Source organism: uncultured Maricaulis sp. (genome assembly GCF_963975345.1).
GTDB lineage: Bacteria > Pseudomonadota > Alphaproteobacteria > Caulobacterales > Maricaulaceae > Maricaulis.
The window spans coordinates 33,830-50,074 of the sequence record NZ_CAXBGE010000013.1 but is presented as its reverse complement, the minus strand read 5'-3'; the positions used below and the strand labels follow the sequence as shown (position 1 = coordinate 50,074).

Genomic DNA, 16,245 nt, shown 5'->3' with positions numbered 1-16,245 from the left:
GTGTCAGGACTGTGCGACGCGTTCCCGGAGGGCTGCGGCGAGCTGCGCCATGATACCGGTCCAGTCGCCAAATCCATCGCCGAAGAACAGCCGGGCCGAGGGATACCAGGGCAGGCGGTCAGAGGAGAATGTGATCCAGTGCCGGCGATGGGGCAAAAACACCCAGACGTCGCCGCCACACGCCGCTGCCAGATTGATCGAAGCCGTCATCGGTCCGATCATCAGATCCAGCGCTTGGCCCATCGCGGCAACGCCATCTAGGTCATTTTTCAAGTCAAGCGTTTCCGGGGTGTACAGCGTGACTCCAAATTCATCCCGGGCGCGCTGGATATCGTCGGCGGTCTCGCCGTATTGCATGTTGATGAAGGTCACGCCCGGCGTCTGCAATACGGGTTTCCAGGCATCGAGCGGTGAGAAAAACCGCGCTCTGGACCCGGTCATTTTCAAGGATTTCCACAAAACGCCGACCTTCAATCCCGGCCCCAATGCCGCCAGTTCTTGCCGGAACGCATCGGCGCGTTGCAGGTCGGGGGTCAGGAAGGCTGGGGTGTCGGGGAAGGACTCGACGCTGGGTCGAAAGGCGCCGAGCTGATCGCCCATTGGCGTCCAAAAATCGGCGCCCCGGTCCAGACCGCCGGCAGTGCGGACATTGCGGCCCTCAAGCACTGTGGACAAATGATTGTCGACGCGAGCGAGCGGGAAGGAACGCTGAATGAGCGGTACCAGCCGCTGCTCGCAGGCAATACGCAGCTCGCCGCTGGCACCGATTTGACTTTGAAGTTCGTGAGCGGAGTTGAGAAACAGGACTTCATCGCCCAGGCCTTGCTCACCGACAATGACGACTTTTTTTCCGACGATATCGGCGGGGTCGAGGCTTTCCCAGCGTGGGCAGTTCATCGCAAACAGCGTTGCCTGAATGTTATCAGGATCGAGGCGTGATTGTTGGGATTTCCAACCCTCAGCGAGACGCCCGGCGGCAAGCAGGGCGTGGGAGAGGCCGTGGCGCATAGTCGCCCGGTCGATCGCATCCTTGGGGCTTTTGAGCGCTTCCTCAAAATGTTTGATCGCCAGAGTCGGGTTACCGGTCAGCTCGTAGACCGCCGCCAGATTATTGTGTCCCCGGGCGAAGCCGGGATTTATGCGCAGAGCTTCTGTATAGAATGGGACCGAGCCGACAGGATCGCCGGAATCCGCGACGACTGTGCCGAGTGAGTTCCAGAGGTCAACATTTTCAGGGCGCAAGAATATTTGGGCTCGCAACAATTCGATCGCATCGTCATAGCGACCCTGGTCGCGCAGAACACTGGCGAGATTGATCAACCCGTTCATATTCTCCGGCGCGAGATCGACGCACAGCCGGTAGAATTTCTCGGCCGCATCCAGCATGTCGAGCTTCCAGGCGACGATCCCCATATTCAAATAAATTTCGGCGTCGCGGGGGTCAATTCGCCATGCGCGTTCGTAAAATTGCAGCGCCCGTGACAATCGCCCGAGCCGGAACAGGATCAGGCCGATGGTGTGGTTGGGGAGGGCGTAGTCCGGCGCCAGGTCAAGGGCGGCCAATGCAGGCTTGGCGGCACCTTGGTGATCGCCATCATCCGACATCCGGATCGCGCGTTTGGCGAGGTTGGCTGCCTTGCGATACTGGTCGCGCTGATTCTTGGGAACCAGGCCAAGTCTGACCTCCGTCGAAATGCTGCCGCGCACCCCCCGCGCACCGATGGCCGCGTTCTTCCCGGATTCTGCGGGTGCGGAGAATTCATCGATCAACGAGGGGACGTTTGGGAGAGCATCAACCATGTGAACTATTCGTACTGCCTTGTTTGGGGTGAAACTCCCGTTAGCTGTCGCGGATTCGATTTAAAACTTGCTAACGACAGCGCAGCGCGCGGGGTGGTGGCGAAACCATTTGTTCACTCGAGTTTGTCACCGTGCCCAATCGTAATGTGTCGACTCGACCGTCAGTCCTTGGAGAGACCTCATGGCCCTGAAAATCTCGCTCAAGCCTGGCGAGAAGTTCGTGCTCAACGGAGCTGTCGTTGAGAACGGCGATCGCCGGGCGACACTGCTGCTGCAGAATCGGGCTTCGGTGCTTCGCGAAAAAGACATCATGCAGGCCGACCAGGTAACGACGCCAGCGCGGCATATCTATTTTCCGATCATGATGATGTATCTGTCTGATCACGCTGACGAGCAACTCTATGAGCAATTCGTGCTCCGGATGAATGAGTTTATGGGGGTGGTTTCAGCCCCCGAGGTGCTGACGGATTGTGTCGCCATCAGCAGAGACGTGATGGCGGATGAGTTCTACAAGGCTTTGATGCGCTGCAAGAAGTTGATTGCCTTCGAACAGGAGCGCCTGGTCTGATGTCATTACAAGCGTATCAGCGTGCCACGACGCGCGTCGAAGACCCGCGTTCCACCGAGTACCGGCTTTTCGCCCAAGTGACGCGAGCGCTGATGCGGGCCGCTGAGGTTGACCGCACAGATCTTGCGGGGCGGATTGACGCGCTGGACTGGAACCGGCGGCTTTGGTCCAATTTGGGTGCCGATTGCGCCAGCGCCGAGAACGGACTGCCTGACCAATTGCGGGCTTCGATCATTTCACTCTCGCTCTTCGTGTCGAAATACACATCCTCTGTCATGCGGGGATCGGGTGATTTTGAGGTCCTGATCGATCTCAATCGAACCATTATGCAGGGCTTGGCGCCACAATCGCAGCCTGACACCGCCGCATAGCGCGAAGCCCGATGCGGGGCAGGCTCTAATCTGATTTGCAAATTCGTTGAGTTTGGGTTGGCGCCGGGGTGCCGGTTGCCCGTTCTTGCGCCTGCGCCTCGCCCTGGCCGGTGGGCGTAGCCGCTTCGTTGTGCGTCCAGCGCATCTGCAGGCAGGTTCTGCCGAGGCGGCAGATATGGGCGGCAGGAATGGACCAGGCGTCTCGACGACCTCAAATGATCCTCAAATATCACAATAAAAACAATCACTTTTCCTGATCACGGCTGGCCCGCAGCTTGCGAGTCCCGCAACAGGACAAAGTCCAAGTCAAACGACCGACTTCACCACTTCCAGAATGGAGGAACGATTATGCTTTCAGTGAACACCAACGCCGGAGCCATGGTGGCTCTGCAGAACCTGACCAAGACGAACGCTCAAATGACAGAGGTTCAAAATCGCATCAACACCGGCCTCAACGTGGCCGGCGCGAAGGATGATGGCGGCAAGTTCGCCATCGCCCAGCGTATGCGCGCCCAAGTGGGCGGGTATGCGGTTGTGAAGGACAGCCTCAACCGGTCCCGGTCTGTCGTCGACGTCGCGCTTGCGGCGAGCGAAGGCATTTCCGACCTCCTCATTGAGATGAAGGCAAAGGCACTGGCGGCTTCTGATGTTTCTCTGGACTCCGCGTCCCGGACGGCCCTGAACGAAGATTTCAAGGCTCTGCGTGACCAGATTTCAAAGATGGTCAGTACCGCCGAATTCAATGGCACAAACTTGATCAATAATTCCGTGACGTCGGTCTCTGCCTTGGCAAATGACGACGGTAGCAGCACGATCTCCATCGCTGATGAAAACCTGTCGCTGGGGGGCGGTATTGTAACGCTCACCGCGACGGCTTCGTTTGCGACGGCAGGGGCGGCTGATACGCTCGCGGGTACGATCTCAACCTCGCTGAATAATCTGAACCTTGCGTTGGCACGCCTCGGCACTGCCTCCAAGTCTCTACAAATTCACGGGGATTTTGTGGCCAAGCTTTCCGACGCCCTTGAAGTGGGTATTGGAAATCTTGTCGATGCGGACCTGGCGAAAGAGAGCGCCCGCCTGCAGTCGCTGCAAGTCAAGCAGCAGCTGGGGGTTCAGGCACTTTCGATCGCGAATCAAAGTCCGCAAACCATCCTTTCCTTCTTCCAGTAGCTTCGTTGATCGGGGCCGCCTTCGGGCGGCCCCGGTTTTTTTGGTTCCGCACGCGGGGGGCCGTAAGCATGCCTGCTATCCGAAATTAACTTATTGGAAATCATAAATATTTGCCGCCCGGCAACTTCTGCCGCGCAATTTCCCGGTTGGGGCGGCAGTTTTTGCCGATCAAATAGTTACCGCGTACGGGTTCGATCAGCGCATATCAGTAACGCCGTCATCTCTCCCCCGATTAACCTGTTGGCGCAGGTCGTTTCTGGCCCGTAGTTTGCGAGGTTTTCCGTGGATCAGAAGGTCCATCGGGCAAAACGCCCGGCATAAACCAGAACGGAAAGGGCCAAGAAATGGCTACCATCAACACGAATTCCGGCGCCATGGTTGCGCTGCAGCAGCTGAACATGACCAATCGCGACCTGGAACAGGTCCAGAGCCGGATTACCACCGGTCTCGCGGTCGCTTCCGCCAAAGATGACGGCGGCAAGTTTGCCATTGCTCAAAAGATGCGGGCAGACGTCAAAGGTTATGAAGTCGTCGCCGGTTCTCTTGACCTGGCAGCTTCGACCGTCGATGTGGCTCTTGCCGGTGGCGAAGCAATCTCCGACATTCTGATCGAGATGAAGTCGAAGGCGCTCGCCGCTTCCGACACCAGCCTCGACTCGGCATCACGGACTGCTCTGAACGAAGATTTCAAGGCCCTCCGCGACCAGATCGGCAAGATCGTCTCGAACGCCTCGTTCAATGGCACCAACATGATCAACAACACTGTGACGTCGATCTCTGCTCTGGCCAATGCCTCGGGCTCTTCGACGATCTCGATCGTTGACGAAAACATGTCCCTCGGCGGTGCGGTTGTTACGCTGGCTGCAACGGCTTCATTCGCGTCTGCGGGTGCTGCCAAGACGCTGGCGGGCACGATTTCGACCTCGATCGGCAATCTGAACAGCTCGTTGGCCCGTCTGGGTACAGCGTCGAAGTCCGTGGGAATCCACAAGGATTTCGTCGGCAAGCTGTCTGACTCCCTGGAAAAGGGTATCGGCAATCTCGTCGATGCAGATCTGGCAAAAGAGAGCGCGCGGTTGCAGTCCCTGCAGGTCAAGCAACAGCTTGGCGTTCAGGCTCTGTCGATCGCCAATAGTGCTCCGAGCACGATCCTGGGCTACTTCCGTTAATCTACGGAACCGGATGGCGGGCCAATGGCCCGCCATCCACCTTCCGCAGATCGCTGACGGAGGATGCTTTGGAGGCGCTGACGCCTCTGCGTCGGCGAAAGGAAAATGGCTGATACGAATTATACTCGGTCGCCACTGGTGGCCAGTCCACTTGTTGAACCGCGCGATGCGCTCGGTGACCGTCCACGGGCCGACCCCACACGCGTTCCGCCTGTCGACAAACAACCAGGCGCACCCAAAGCTGCCGAACGCTCCTCTGAGGAGCTCGCTGCAGAACTTGAACGTCTGTCGCGGGAAGTTCTCAAAAACTCCAGACTCAGCATTCAGCGTGAAACGCCCACCGGCGACTTCGTCTATCTGATGATCGACAAGGATACCGGTGAAACCGTACGCCGCTGGCCGCCGGAATCGCATAATGATCTGGTGGAATATCTGCGCAGTTTCCGGGCGGGGCTGGTCAACAAGACGGCCTGATGTGGTGGGCAAAACTGACCGGCCAGGCCGGTGCGACTCGGCAATTTCCGACTCAACTCACCTTTGTGCCAGACCGTCACTGCCAGTAAGCCTTTGAAAAGAATAATCCAAACATACGATCGAAGATCGGCACGGCAATTGCGCTCGTAATTTCAAGGCGTCACGAAACAGTGGCGCGGTGAATTGCGGGAGAATATCGCATGACCTTAAGCGTCCACACCAACACCGCCGCGATGATCGCGCTGCAAAACCTCAACAAGACCAACGACCAGATGGATGGCATTCAGAACCGGATCAATACCGGGCTGAAGATCTCCGGTGCCAAGGACAATGCGGCCATTTACGCAGTTGCGCAGGGCATGCGTGCCGATATCAGCGCTCTGGGTGCGGTCCAGACCGGTTTGAACCGCGCCACCACAATCGGCGATGTCGCGTTGGCTGCCGGCGAGACCATCTCCGATCTGTTGATCCAGATGCGCGAGAAAGCAATGGCGGCGATGGACCCGTCAATCGATACCTATTCGCGACAGGCCTATGATTCCGATTTCAAAGCTTTGCTCGACCAGGTTCGCGTCATTATCAATAATGCTGAATTCGACGGTGCCAACCTGCTCGACGGGTCAGTTACCAATGGTGTGGAATTTCTGGCCGATGCAGATGCCAGCCGCAGCGTAACGCTGAAATCCCAGGATATGAGCCTTGGCGGCGCCATCGTGACGATCCCGGCGACGGCGAGCTTGAGCACGGTAACCTTGGCGACATCTGTCATGGCGACGATTCAGGCCAGTCTCGACAACGTCAATCAGGCGTTGGCCAATCTCGGTTCCGACACCAAGAAGCTCGAAGCCCATTCCGGGTTTGTCAGCAAGCTGGTCGATGCCTTGACCAAAGGGGTCGGTAATCTGGTTGATGCGGACCTTGCCGTTGAGAGCGCGCAATTGCAGGCGTTACAAGTCAAACAACAGCTTGGCGTCCAAGCCCTGTCGATTGCCAACTCGCAGCCACAGATCATTCTCAATCTTTTCCAGTAGACCCCAAAAGCCGGCCCCACCACGGCCTGCCTCACCGCGGAACGGCACCCCAAGCGGGTGCCGTTTTCGTTTGAGCGACTCGCGGCATGATGCGGCGTATCTTGAGGATCCATTATGGCCAAACCTTTCCTGCCCTACGGTCGGCAATCCATAGACGACAGCGATATCGAGGCGGTTGCCCGGGTCTTGCGATCCGACTGGCTCACCACCGGGCCGGCGGTCGATGCCTTTGAGGCTGACTTCGCCGCGACGACAGGGGCGCAGCACGCGATTGCCTGCTCCAACGGGACAACCGCTCTGCACTTGGCGCTGGCCGGACTGGATGTCGGGCCGGGCGATGTCTGCATCGTGCCGGCGATCACTTTCATGGCGACGGCGAATGCGGCGGTCTATTGCGGCGCCGATGTGGTGTTTGCCGATGTCGATGCCGCAACAGGCCTGATGACGCCGGAGACGCTGCAGCAGGCGATTTCGCGGGTCTCAGGAGCCAGGCTGCGGGCGGTGCTGCCGGTGCATCTGGCGGGGCAGTGTGAGGACATGGCGGCGATGCGCGAGATCGCCAGCGCGGCCGGTGCCGTTATCGTCGAGGATGCCTGTCATGCGCTGGGGACAAGCTGGCGCGGTCGGCCGGTGGGGGCGTGTGAATATTCGGATGTGGCGTGCTTTTCCTTTCATCCTGTGAAGACGATAGCGGCGGGTGAGGGTGGGATGGTGACGACCAATGATAGCGCCCTTGCGGCGCGCCTGCGGCGTCTGCGCAGTCACGGGATCGAGCGCGACCCGGCGCGGATGGAGCAGGGACAGGACGAACCTTGGTGGCATGAGATGCAGGAGCTGGGCTGGAATTACCGTCTGTGCGACGTCCAGGCCGCTCTGGCGCGGTCGCAGCTGCATCGGCTGGATGTGTTCGCGGCGAAACGTAAAACGCTGGCAGCGAGTTATGATGGCTTGTTGGCGGGGCATAAAAGGGTTGGGGCTTTGGTGCGGACCCCCGATTGCGATCCGTGTTTGCATCTTTATCCGGTTCGGATTGATTTTGCGGCTGCGGGGATGGACCGGGCCAGCGTGATGCAGGGCTTGCAGGCGCATGGGATAGGTTCGCAGGTTCACTATATCCCGGTGCCGTCACAACCTTGGTATCGCAGGCGTTATGGCGATCAGACCCCGCCGGGCGCTGCGGCATATTACCAGCAGACGCTCAGCCTGCCGCTGTTTACGGATATGGCGCTGGGCGATCCCGAACGTGTCGTCGCAGCTCTTGATGCGGTGATGGGGACCTAAACCATTTAACCGCTTCAGGCGCCTGAACGGTGCGGGATTGAGCGCCGACGCATTCTTGATCCGCAAAAACGGGTCCTACTCTCACGCCGACAATGCTCTACCGGCCCTTTTTGCGGAACAGGACCCAAGTGGTGTTGTCGATGCCGGTCGTGCGCTGCCACAGAAACCCGTCATCAACGACTTCAAGGTCATTGAAGCGGTCCAGGAAAAAGCTGCCGAAATCGCGCTTGAACAGCAAGTCGTCGCGACCGCGATAGGGGATGTTTTCCGGTTTGCTTGAAAAATATTCGCTGACCAGCAGCCAACGCCTGGATACCCGGTGCATTTCGTCGGCGGCGGCCTCAAGATGGTCGGGATGAATGTGTATCAACACGCCCGAGGTGAAGACGAGATCGATCGAGGCATCGCCGTAGGGAATTTTCTGGGCGGTTGCCTTATGGAGGTTCTCGGCGCGCAGCACCTGATCACGCAAGAGAGATTCACGCGCCTTGTCATTGGGCTCTATCCCGTGCAGTTCCGCGCCGGTGAGGCGGTCGAGGCTGCGCAAATTGAGGCCGATATTGCAACCGACCTCGAGGATGGTTTCCGGCTCGGCACCGGCCATGCCGCGCATCATCCGTGCCCACATTCGGGTACGCGCCCGCAGTTGCTCGGTCAGCGGGGCGTTGCGATTGACATACTGATCGCCGAATTCGCCCTGCCAGGCATCCAGCTGTGTTGTGTCTGTCATCCTATGTCTCCTTTGCCGCGCCAGTCGACCATTTCGAGGGCAAGCGGTTCTCCGCGTTTGAGCGCGCGTGTGGTCGTTCGATTGAGAATATCGGGCAGCCATTTCGGCAGCAATCCGTGGCCGGGGCGGATCGAGCGGACGTTTTGCGCTGTCAAAGGCGCACCGGCAGCGACGTCCGCAACAACATAGAGTGAGCGGCGGAAGCCAACTGAGCCGCGTTCACATCCGGCGAGTTCATAGCGTACCTGCCCCAGGGCGCGGCCGGCATCGTGGCAATCGGTAACGAGCCGCGTGAACTCTTCCGGTTCAAGGGAAAAGGCGCCGTCTGGACCGCCATCGGCACGTGAGAGCGTGAAATGCTTTTCGATCACGCGTGCGCCCAGCGCGACCGCCGCAACGGCGCATGCTGTGCCCGGGGTATGGTCACTCAATCCCGGCACGGCACCAAACGCCTCGGCCAAATGCGGGACTGTGCGCAGATCGGCCTGTTCGATGGGGGCAGGATAGGAGGACAGGCAATGCAGGACGGCAAGGCCGGTATTGCCATTCTCGCGCGCGGTACGGACCGCCTCGTGGATCTCAGCGAGATTGGCCATGCCGGTCGACATGATCATCGGTTTTCCGGTCTGCGCGACGCGGGCGATCAGCGGCAAATCGGTGATCTCGAACGAAGCAATCTTGTAGGCCGGGGCGTCCAGGCCCTCGAGCAAATCGACGGCGCTGTGGTCGAAGGGCGTTGAAAACAGCGGCACGTCCAACGCGCGTGCCTTGGCGAATAATTCGGCGTGCCATTCAAACGGCGTCTGGGCTTCCTGATACAGTTCGTACAGCGAGCGCCCGGCCCAGGGGCCGTCCTCGATCAGGAATCCCGGCCCGTCATGATCAATGGTGATTGTGTCGGCAGTGTAGGTTTGGATCTTGATCGCATCGGCGCCGCACGCTGCCGCCGCTTCGATCGTTTCCAGCGCCCGGTCGATACGGCCAAGATGGTTGGCCGAAACCTCGGCAATGACGAAGGGCGGTTCATCTGGTCCAATCGCGCGGGTTCCGATGCGGAAGGCGGGGGAAGGGGTGGAAGTGGTCATGACCGGAACGCCCTGGCGGTTGGCGGGACAAACGAGCAGTTTTCGCGATTGAGCTCGAGCCGAACGGCGTCCAGTGCACCATCGGCGCGCGGCGCGCGGCCCGGCAGCAGGGTGGTTTCAACAAAGCCGAATTTTCGGTGGACGTTGATAGCTATTACGTTGATGCACAGAACTTCACAGCCTAGGCGCTCGAAGTTCATTGCCCCGAAAACGTGTGTGATCACAGCGCGTTCCACGGCTGAACCTATGCCCTTCCCGGTCAATCCGTCATTGCCAATATAAATCGCGAAGTCACATGTTTTGGAGACCGGGTCGATATCGTCGAGATTGGTCACCCCCACATCGGTGCCATCATACCGGATAATCCAGTAAAGCCGGGCCGGATCCTTGAGCGCGGCGTCGAACCAAGCGTCATGAGTATCCCGGCTGATCACTCGGTCACTATACATGTTGGACCGCACATGGTCGCGATTGCGCCATTCGAGCACCTGCCATTTGTCACTGGCAATCATCGGGCGGAGGTCGGCAGTCACGATATTATTGGTCCATCTTCACGAGGGCTTCGGCCGGTTGATCCGTGAGCGAAAATTCAATCCTGATTCGGGTCATGATTCAGCGCCTGTGTTGGTGACCGGGTCGGTCCGCTGCGCTGTGGCGCCAATCAGATTCAGCAGGGCCACCGCGATCCGCCCGGCGCCGCGGCCGTCACTGACGGCCGCCGCCGCTTGCGACATCGTTTGCAGGGTCTGCGAGGTGGCATCGCGAAGCAAAAGCGGGAGGTCGCGCTCAAACCGGCTAACGGTGTCGATCACGCGGGCAGCACCCAGTCGGCCAAGCGCGGTTGCGGCCGATTTTTGATTGTCGGCGAGGACGACAATGATGCTAGGCAACCCCAAGACACAACGCTCCAGGGCGCTGCCGCCGCCGGCGCCAATCGCCAAATCTGCCATCATCATCCGTTCGGCCATGTCGTCGATGTCAATCAGTACCGATAGTTTGGTGTCAGTTTTCGCTCGCTGCTGTAGTGGTGTCCGGCTGGGAGCCAATGGTCCGAGCACGACGTCGATCACCGCATCTGGCAAGCAGGCGCGGGTGAGTTCGACAACCTGTTCGCTGATCCCGCCAAGATCAGTCAGGCCCATCGCGACCAGTATGCGCGCGAGCGGCGCGTTCTCGGCGCGCCGGATCAGAGATGCAGCACGAAGGGCTGCAAAGTCAGGCCGCAACGGGCACATGTCGGGACCGAGAAGCAATTGAGCGCCCGGCGGGACCCGCCGCTGATAATCGCCAGTAGATCTGCCAAACCCCTGGTCGATGAGCAGGTTACAGTCATGGACCCGATCGGGCAGATCTTCGATGACCGCGATCACGGGAGCGAAGCGGCGCATTCGCGTCTCGTCCTCACACGTAGAGGAATAAAGGTCGACGATGATGGCATCGGCTTGGCCGCTCCAGGCGTCCGGCAGCGGCACGTCGCCGGCAATGGTCGCGTCAAGGCAGGCATGGCCCGAGCGGGCCAGGGCAGGCACCAGCTCGGCACTGCCCGGTGCGCACGCGAATGCGATCTCAGCGCCCTCCGCGCCGAGGGCACTCGCGAGGGCCAGGCAACGCATGATATGTCCGCCACCGAGCTCCGGCCGGGCATCAGCCCGGATCAGGATGCGAGGAGGTGAAGTCGGGCCGGGCATCAGGCCGCGTTCGCTTCGCCTATCAGGTCGCGCAAGGCCGGGGCGTCGAGTTGTTCGGCGTTGTTGTCAGAGGAGTAGGACCAGCCGTCCGGCACCTGATGCGCGCCTTTGCTGAGATACCGGGCCATCAGCTCGCCGGAATAAGCTGGCAGGATGGCAAAACGGTCGCTCAGCTCGACCGTGGAACGGGCATCATCGGAGGGCACCATGATCTCGTGCAGCTTCTCGCCCGGACGGATGCCGATCAGCTTGTGTGGCAGGTCCGGCGCGATGGTGTGGGCCAGATCGACCATGCTCATCGAAGGTATTTTCGGTACGAAAATCTCACCGCCGCGCGCCATCGCCAAGGTCGAGAGCACGAAATTGACGCCCTGTTCGATGGTGATCCAGAAGCGCGTCATGCGTGGATCTGTGATCGGCAAATGGTCGGTGCCGTCTGCGATCAGCTTGCGGAAGAAAGGAATGACCGAGCCGCGCGAGCCGACGACATTGCCATAGCGTACGACCGAGAAGATCGGGCCATCGGCGCCGCCCATATGCTGGCCAGCGGTGAAGATCTTGTCGGCCGCCAGTTTTGAGGCGCCATACAGATTGATCGGGTTGGCGGCCTTGTCGGTCGACAGGGCGCAGACATGTTTGACGCCACACTTGATCGACGCGCGCACGACATTCTCGGCACCCATCACATTGGTCTTGATGCATTCGAACGGATTGTATTCGGCGATCGGTACATGCTTCAACGCTGCGGCATGGATCACGATGTCGACGCCGCGCATCGCCTGGTCCAGCCGCGATTCATCGCGCACATCGCCGATGAAATAGCGCAGGAAGGGATAGTCGTTCGGCGAGAATTGCTGCGCCATTTCATACTGTTTCAGCTCGTCGCGCGAGAAGACGATCAGCTTGCGTGGCTTGTATTCACGGCAGATCGTCTCAACGAAACGCTTGCCGAATGAGCCGGTGCCGCCAGTGATCAGAATCGACTTGCCGTTCAGATCGATCCGCGGTTCGTGAAAACTGCGGCTCATCACCATCTGTTCGATAGCATCGGGGTCAATCGGAGTTTCGGCCATGTTGAGTCTCTTGATTCGCCTGTCGGCCTTGACGCTGGGCTGCAGCGGTTAACGAGGCGTTAGGAGAGCCGCGCCGACACTGTAACAATCAAGTTTCAACAGACGACTTTTCGAGGCCGGCCATGACCCTCGCCATCATCGTTCAAGCCCGTTTCGGCTCGACCCGCCTGCCGGGCAAAATCCTCAATCCACTTGGATCCAAAACAGCGCTGGCACGCGTGCTCGACCGCTGCGCCCGTATCGCCGGGGCCGATCATGTGATCGCCGCGATCCCCGATACCCATGCCGATGATGTTGTCGCTGATGCGGCGCGCGCGGCGGGTTATGCCGTCAGCCGCGGATCGGAGAGCGATGTCTTGTCGCGCTATGCCAAAGCGGCGCGTGATTGTGGCGCCGAATATATTATGCGCGTCACCAGCGATTGCCCCTTCATCGACCCGCAGATCTGCGACCGTGTCGTGGATCTGCTGCACGCGACCCATGCCGACTATGCCTGCAATTCGATGCCGGCCCAGTTTCCGCACGGTCTCGATTGCGAAGTTTTCCCCGCCGTCCTGCTCTATCGTGCCGATCGGCTGGCGAACGAGCCAGGTGATCGTGAACACGTCACGCCTTGGCTGCGCCAGCACCCGCATTTGCACCACGCCTGTCTGGTTGGGCCAGGGCAGGGTCTGGAGCGACTGCGCTGGACGCTCGATTACGCCGAGGACCTGGCCTTTTTCCAAGCGGTTTATGCCGAGCTGGGTGAGGCTGCGGCGACCGCGTCGGCGGCCCAGCTGGCCGCCCTGTGTCTGCGTCGCCCCGACCTGGTGGCGATCAATGCCGGCCGCCTCGATCTGGGCCGGCTCGGCGATTCGCAGTGGGCCGAGGTCGTTAGCGCCCCGACCGCCTTGCGTGATGCCGCCTGATCGGGCGCATTTAAGCCTTCCCGGCAAGACTTTCTTCGCACTCTGGGACTAGCGTGAACGCTTGGATCAGAGGGATTTCGCGTTGTGGCCGTTTACGGGTTGGATTTTTCGGTACTGAATGGCTGGTACCAGTCCAAACTCAGTACGTCGCAAGCGTCCAATCTCGCGCCTCAGACCAGCACTGCCAATCAAAAGGCTGCCGCCGGCGTGACCCCGCCCTGGGATGTCACCAGCAAGACCGGATCGATCGAGGAATTACGCCGCGGCGTGCTCGCCAGCGGTGAGTTTTTCAACACCAAGAAAAGCGCCTTCTCCGACCTCAAGGCGCCGGATGATTACAAGGCGCTGTTTGATCTCTATGTCGGACTGAAAACCCTGTCTTCGCTGGCCGAAAAGGCGATGGACAAGACGGTCTCCGACAGTGATCGCAAATTCATCAGTACCCGCTTTGCCGAAGGCTTGGCCCAGCTCGACAGCTTTTATGATTCGATGAAGCTTGACGGGCTTGCCCTGCTTAAGGGCAAGCAGGTTTCCAGCGCTGACAGCACGGTCGCGATCAGCCGTGGCGAGTCGGTCTATGTCACCGGCAAGGTCCATACTGGCGCGTTTGATGCCGAAGTCGCAAGTCTGACCGGCAATGTTCAGTTCACTGTCGCGGTCAAGAAGAATGGCGTGACGCAGAATATCGCGATCAATCTGGCCGATATGGGCACGACGACGCGCTCGATGGATAATGTCGCGGCGCATATCAATACCGCGCTCGATGCCGCTGGAGTGCTGACGCGCTTCTCACGCGTCAAGCTGGGCACGCCGGATGAAAACAACATCATCCCGGGCGATGATTACGGCTTCAAGATCACTGGTATTTCCACCGAGGTTGTCAGCTTCAGTGCCGTCGCAGGCAGCCCCGCCATCTATCTCGCCGGCACGTCCGGTTTGAACGATGGCGCCGCAGGCCAGGTGGTCAAACTGACCGATCTGGCCGCAGCCGCGCCGACGACCGCGTTCTCCACACGGCTTGAGGCGGCGCCCGACACGACTGAAGTGCCCGTCGTCGGCGGCGCGCCGGGCGAGACCCGCCCCAAGGAAACGACCAATCCGCTGGAGATCAAATCCAGCGCGACCGCCGCCGATGGCAGCGTCTTCGTGGTCGGTACGACCTCGGCAGCGCTTGGCGGCGCAGAGATCAAGGGCGCGCACGATATGGTGCTGGCCAAGTATGATTCAACCGGCAAGATGGTGTGGAGCCGCGTGCTTGGGGCCGCAGCCGAGGCCAGCGCGACCACTGTTGCGGTCGATGGAAGTGGTAATGTCGTCGTGGCCGGCGTCGTGCAGGGCGTGCTCGGCACGACGACCGATGTCGGCGGCAAGGACAGTTTTGTCGCCAAATACGATGCCAATGGTGTCGAGCAATGGTTGTCGCGCTTTGGCGGCAATGGCGACGACCAGCCCAATGCGGTAACCGTCGCGGCCGACGGCACGGTTTATGTCGCTGGCAAGTCCGCGAGTGCCTTCGGTGGCGCCAGCCATCTTGGAGGCGTCAGTGACGGTTATTTGCGTGCGATCGATGCCAGCGGAACTACGCTCTCAACCACGCGCATTGGCGGCGCTGGCGATGAATCAATTTCGTCGATCACGATGGCGTCGGACGGAAATCTGATCATTGCCAGCCAGGAAGACGGTGTCGGTGTGATCCGCAAACTCGACGCGGCCAATCTGGCGGGGGCTGCACTGTGGACCCAATCGCTGGGTGCTCTGGGCGCTGGCCGTATCGGCGATGTCGCTGTTGACGGCACCAATGTCTATATTGCGGGTTCGGCCGAGGGCAGCTTCGCTCCCAGTGCGCCGATCAACGCCTATTCCGGCGGCGCGCGCGATGCCTTCCTGGTCAAGATGACAGATGGAGCCGCGCCGACCGTCGATTACACCACCTTTCTCGGTTCCACCGAAGACGAGACGGCCAACGCCATCACTCTCGATGGCACCAAGGTTTATCTCGCCGGCAAGACTACCGGTTCTCTGCCCGGCCAGACCCTTGTGGGATCGCGCGATGCCTTCGCCGCCAGTTTCAATGCCGTTGACGGGGTGCTCGACTGGGCCACCCAGCTCAGCGGCCGCAATGGCGTCAGCGAGGCGACCGGCGTCTCCGTCGTCGCGGGTGGCGATTCCGTGCTCGACGCGATGGGGCTGCCGGCCGGGACGCTGACCTATTCCGACAGCCGCGTTGTCACCGACCGGACCGCTGCGCGCGACGGCGATTTCTTCTATATCTCCGTGAATGGTGGCCGCCGTGAGAAGATTTCAATCGACGCCAACGACACGATGCGCCAGCTCACATTCAAAATTAATGCGGCCCTGGTGCTCGACGGGACTGCCGATGTCCGACGCGCGACCAATGGCGATGCGCTGCGCATTTCGCCGAAAGAAGGCTCGACGATCGAGCTGTTCGCCGGCGCCGATGGCCGCGATCTGCTCAAGGCGCTCGGCATGGCACCGGGCGCGATCGTCAAAAAGGCCTCGCTGCTCAACAAGGATGCAACCGCCGATGCACCGCCGTTGTTCGCGATGGATCTGCCGACGTTGATGAGCCTGTCGGACAAGGACACATCCAAGACCGCCTTTGACGCGATCAGCCATGCGATGACCATCGTTCAGCGCTCCTATCGCGAGCTGACGACGCCGTCCTCGCTGACCGATCTGCTTAATGGAGGCCCTGGCAAGCGCGGCGGCACTGTGCCGGCCTATCTCACAGCGCGATTGGCCAACTACACTGCCGGACTGGAACGCTTGGGCGGCTCGAGCAGTGGCGGGTATTACTAACGCGTCCGGTCAGGATTCAGATTTCAAAATAATCCAGCGCCGCGCTTCCTTCCACCGGTGAACCGGGACGGAAG

Annotated in this window: 15 protein-coding genes; 9 read left to right on the top strand and 6 right to left on the bottom strand. The window is 60.2% G+C overall.

The window, feature by feature from the left end; all coding sequences use genetic code 11:
- Positions 1-3: 3 nt before the first annotated feature.
- Positions 4-1,800: a tetratricopeptide repeat protein gene (locus AAC029_RS13795; protein WP_339748855.1), complete on the bottom strand. Its 1,797-nt coding sequence runs from the start codon at positions 1,798-1,800 to the stop codon at positions 4-6.
- 181 nt (positions 1,801-1,981) lie between these two features.
- Here AAC029_RS13795 and flbT point away from each other — a divergent pair, with 181 nt between their 5' ends.
- From flbT to pseC, 7 genes are all read left to right on the top strand, one after another.
- The gene (gene flbT / locus AAC029_RS13790; RefSeq protein WP_339748852.1) at positions 1,982-2,368 is read left to right on the top strand and encodes a flagellar biosynthesis repressor FlbT; all 387 of its coding nucleotides are present in this window, start codon (positions 1,982-1,984) and stop codon (positions 2,366-2,368) included.
- Complete coding sequence (flaF, locus tag AAC029_RS13785; RefSeq protein WP_339748850.1) at positions 2,368-2,739, top strand: flagellar biosynthesis regulator FlaF; 372 nt, start codon at positions 2,368-2,370, stop codon at positions 2,737-2,739. The genes flbT and flaF overlap by 1 nt, the downstream gene beginning before the upstream one ends.
- Positions 2,740-3,087: 348 nt before the next feature.
- Positions 3,088-3,912, top strand: coding sequence for a flagellin (locus AAC029_RS13780; protein WP_339748848.1), 825 nt, complete (start codon positions 3,088-3,090; stop codon positions 3,910-3,912).
- Between the two features lie 344 nt (positions 3,913-4,256).
- On the top strand, positions 4,257-5,081 hold the full coding sequence (locus tag AAC029_RS13775) for a flagellin (RefSeq protein WP_339748846.1): 825 nt from the start codon (positions 4,257-4,259) through the stop codon (positions 5,079-5,081).
- A 105-nt stretch (positions 5,082-5,186) separates the two neighbouring features.
- Complete coding sequence (locus AAC029_RS13770) at positions 5,187-5,555, top strand: flagellar protein FlaG (RefSeq protein WP_339748844.1); 369 nt, start codon at positions 5,187-5,189, stop codon at positions 5,553-5,555.
- 200 nt (positions 5,556-5,755) lie between these two features.
- Entirely contained in the window at positions 5,756-6,586 is an 831-nt protein-coding gene (locus AAC029_RS13765) for a flagellin (RefSeq protein WP_339748842.1), read from the top strand.
- Positions 6,587-6,700: 114 nt separating this feature from the next.
- Positions 6,701-7,867: a UDP-4-amino-4,6-dideoxy-N-acetyl-beta-L-altrosamine transaminase gene (gene pseC, locus AAC029_RS13760; RefSeq protein WP_339748839.1), complete on the top strand. Its 1,167-nt coding sequence runs from the start codon at positions 6,701-6,703 to the stop codon at positions 7,865-7,867.
- A gap of 97 nt (positions 7,868-7,964) precedes the next feature.
- On the opposite strand, the gene AAC029_RS13755 is transcribed toward pseC, so the two are convergent.
- The 5 genes from AAC029_RS13755 to pseB form a co-directional block, all read right to left on the bottom strand.
- Positions 7,965-8,597, bottom strand: a complete 633-nt coding sequence (locus tag AAC029_RS13755; protein WP_339748836.1) for a pseudaminic acid biosynthesis-associated methylase — start codon at positions 8,595-8,597, stop codon at positions 7,965-7,967.
- Positions 8,594-9,682 carry a pseudaminic acid synthase gene (gene pseI, locus AAC029_RS13750; protein WP_339748834.1) on the bottom strand — a complete coding sequence of 363 codons (1,089 nt, stop codon included), beginning with the start codon at positions 9,680-9,682 and terminating at the stop codon, positions 8,594-8,596. Before pseI ends, AAC029_RS13755 begins: the two co-directional genes overlap by 4 nt.
- The gene (gene pseH, locus AAC029_RS13745) at positions 9,679-10,215 is read right to left on the bottom strand and encodes a UDP-4-amino-4,6-dideoxy-N-acetyl-beta-L-altrosamine N-acetyltransferase (RefSeq protein ID WP_339748832.1); all 537 of its coding nucleotides are present in this window, start codon (positions 10,213-10,215) and stop codon (positions 9,679-9,681) included. The genes pseI and pseH overlap by 4 nt, the downstream gene beginning before the upstream one ends.
- Before the next feature lie 72 nt (positions 10,216-10,287).
- A complete protein-coding gene (pseG, locus tag AAC029_RS13740; RefSeq protein WP_339748829.1) occupies positions 10,288-11,370 on the bottom strand; it encodes a UDP-2,4-diacetamido-2,4,6-trideoxy-beta-L-altropyranose hydrolase in 1,083 nt (360 codons plus the stop codon).
- Positions 11,370-12,443, bottom strand: a complete 1,074-nt coding sequence (gene pseB, locus AAC029_RS13735) for a UDP-N-acetylglucosamine 4,6-dehydratase (inverting) (protein WP_339748827.1) — start codon at positions 12,441-12,443, stop codon at positions 11,370-11,372. Before pseB ends, pseG begins: the two co-directional genes overlap by 1 nt.
- 122 nt (positions 12,444-12,565) lie before the next feature.
- Between pseB and AAC029_RS13730 the strand changes: the two genes are divergently transcribed.
- Both AAC029_RS13730 and AAC029_RS13725 read left to right on the top strand, forming a co-directional pair.
- Positions 12,566-13,351: a glycosyltransferase family protein gene (locus tag AAC029_RS13730; RefSeq protein ID WP_339748825.1), complete on the top strand. Its 786-nt coding sequence runs from the start codon at positions 12,566-12,568 to the stop codon at positions 13,349-13,351.
- A gap of 84 nt (positions 13,352-13,435) precedes the next feature.
- Complete coding sequence (locus AAC029_RS13725) at positions 13,436-16,171, top strand: hypothetical protein (protein ID WP_339748823.1); 2,736 nt, start codon at positions 13,436-13,438, stop codon at positions 16,169-16,171.
- Positions 16,172-16,245: the final 74 nt, after the last annotated feature.

What these genes read in the sequence shown, in the direction of transcription:
- AAC029_RS13755 (WP_339748836.1), bottom strand. Translation starts at nt 8,597, where the DNA reads ATGACAGACACAACACAGCTGGATGCCTGGCAGGGCGAATTCGGCGAT.
- pseC (WP_339748839.1), top strand. Translation starts at nt 6,701, where the DNA reads ATGGCCAAACCTTTCCTGCCCTACGGTCGGCAATCCATAGACGACAGC.
- AAC029_RS13775 (WP_339748846.1), top strand. Translation starts at nt 4,257, where the DNA reads ATGGCTACCATCAACACGAATTCCGGCGCCATGGTTGCGCTGCAGCAG.
- AAC029_RS13795 (WP_339748855.1), bottom strand. Translation starts at nt 1,800, where the DNA reads ATGGTTGATGCTCTCCCAAACGTCCCCTCGTTGATCGATGAATTCTCC.
- pseI (WP_339748834.1), bottom strand. Translation starts at nt 9,682, where the DNA reads ATGACCACTTCCACCCCTTCCCCCGCCTTCCGCATCGGAACCCGCGCG.
- flbT (WP_339748852.1), top strand. Translation starts at nt 1,982, where the DNA reads ATGGCCCTGAAAATCTCGCTCAAGCCTGGCGAGAAGTTCGTGCTCAAC.
- pseB (WP_339748827.1), bottom strand. Translation starts at nt 12,443, where the DNA reads ATGGCCGAAACTCCGATTGACCCCGATGCTATCGAACAGATGGTGATG.
- AAC029_RS13730 (WP_339748825.1), top strand. Translation starts at nt 12,566, where the DNA reads ATGACCCTCGCCATCATCGTTCAAGCCCGTTTCGGCTCGACCCGCCTG.
- AAC029_RS13770 (WP_339748844.1), top strand. Translation starts at nt 5,187, where the DNA reads ATGGCTGATACGAATTATACTCGGTCGCCACTGGTGGCCAGTCCACTT.
- AAC029_RS13780 (WP_339748848.1), top strand. Translation starts at nt 3,088, where the DNA reads ATGCTTTCAGTGAACACCAACGCCGGAGCCATGGTGGCTCTGCAGAAC.
- AAC029_RS13765 (WP_339748842.1), top strand. Translation starts at nt 5,756, where the DNA reads ATGACCTTAAGCGTCCACACCAACACCGCCGCGATGATCGCGCTGCAA.
- flaF (WP_339748850.1), top strand. Translation starts at nt 2,368, where the DNA reads ATGTCATTACAAGCGTATCAGCGTGCCACGACGCGCGTCGAAGACCCG.
- pseG (WP_339748829.1), bottom strand. Translation starts at nt 11,370, where the DNA reads ATGCCCGGCCCGACTTCACCTCCTCGCATCCTGATCCGGGCTGATGCC.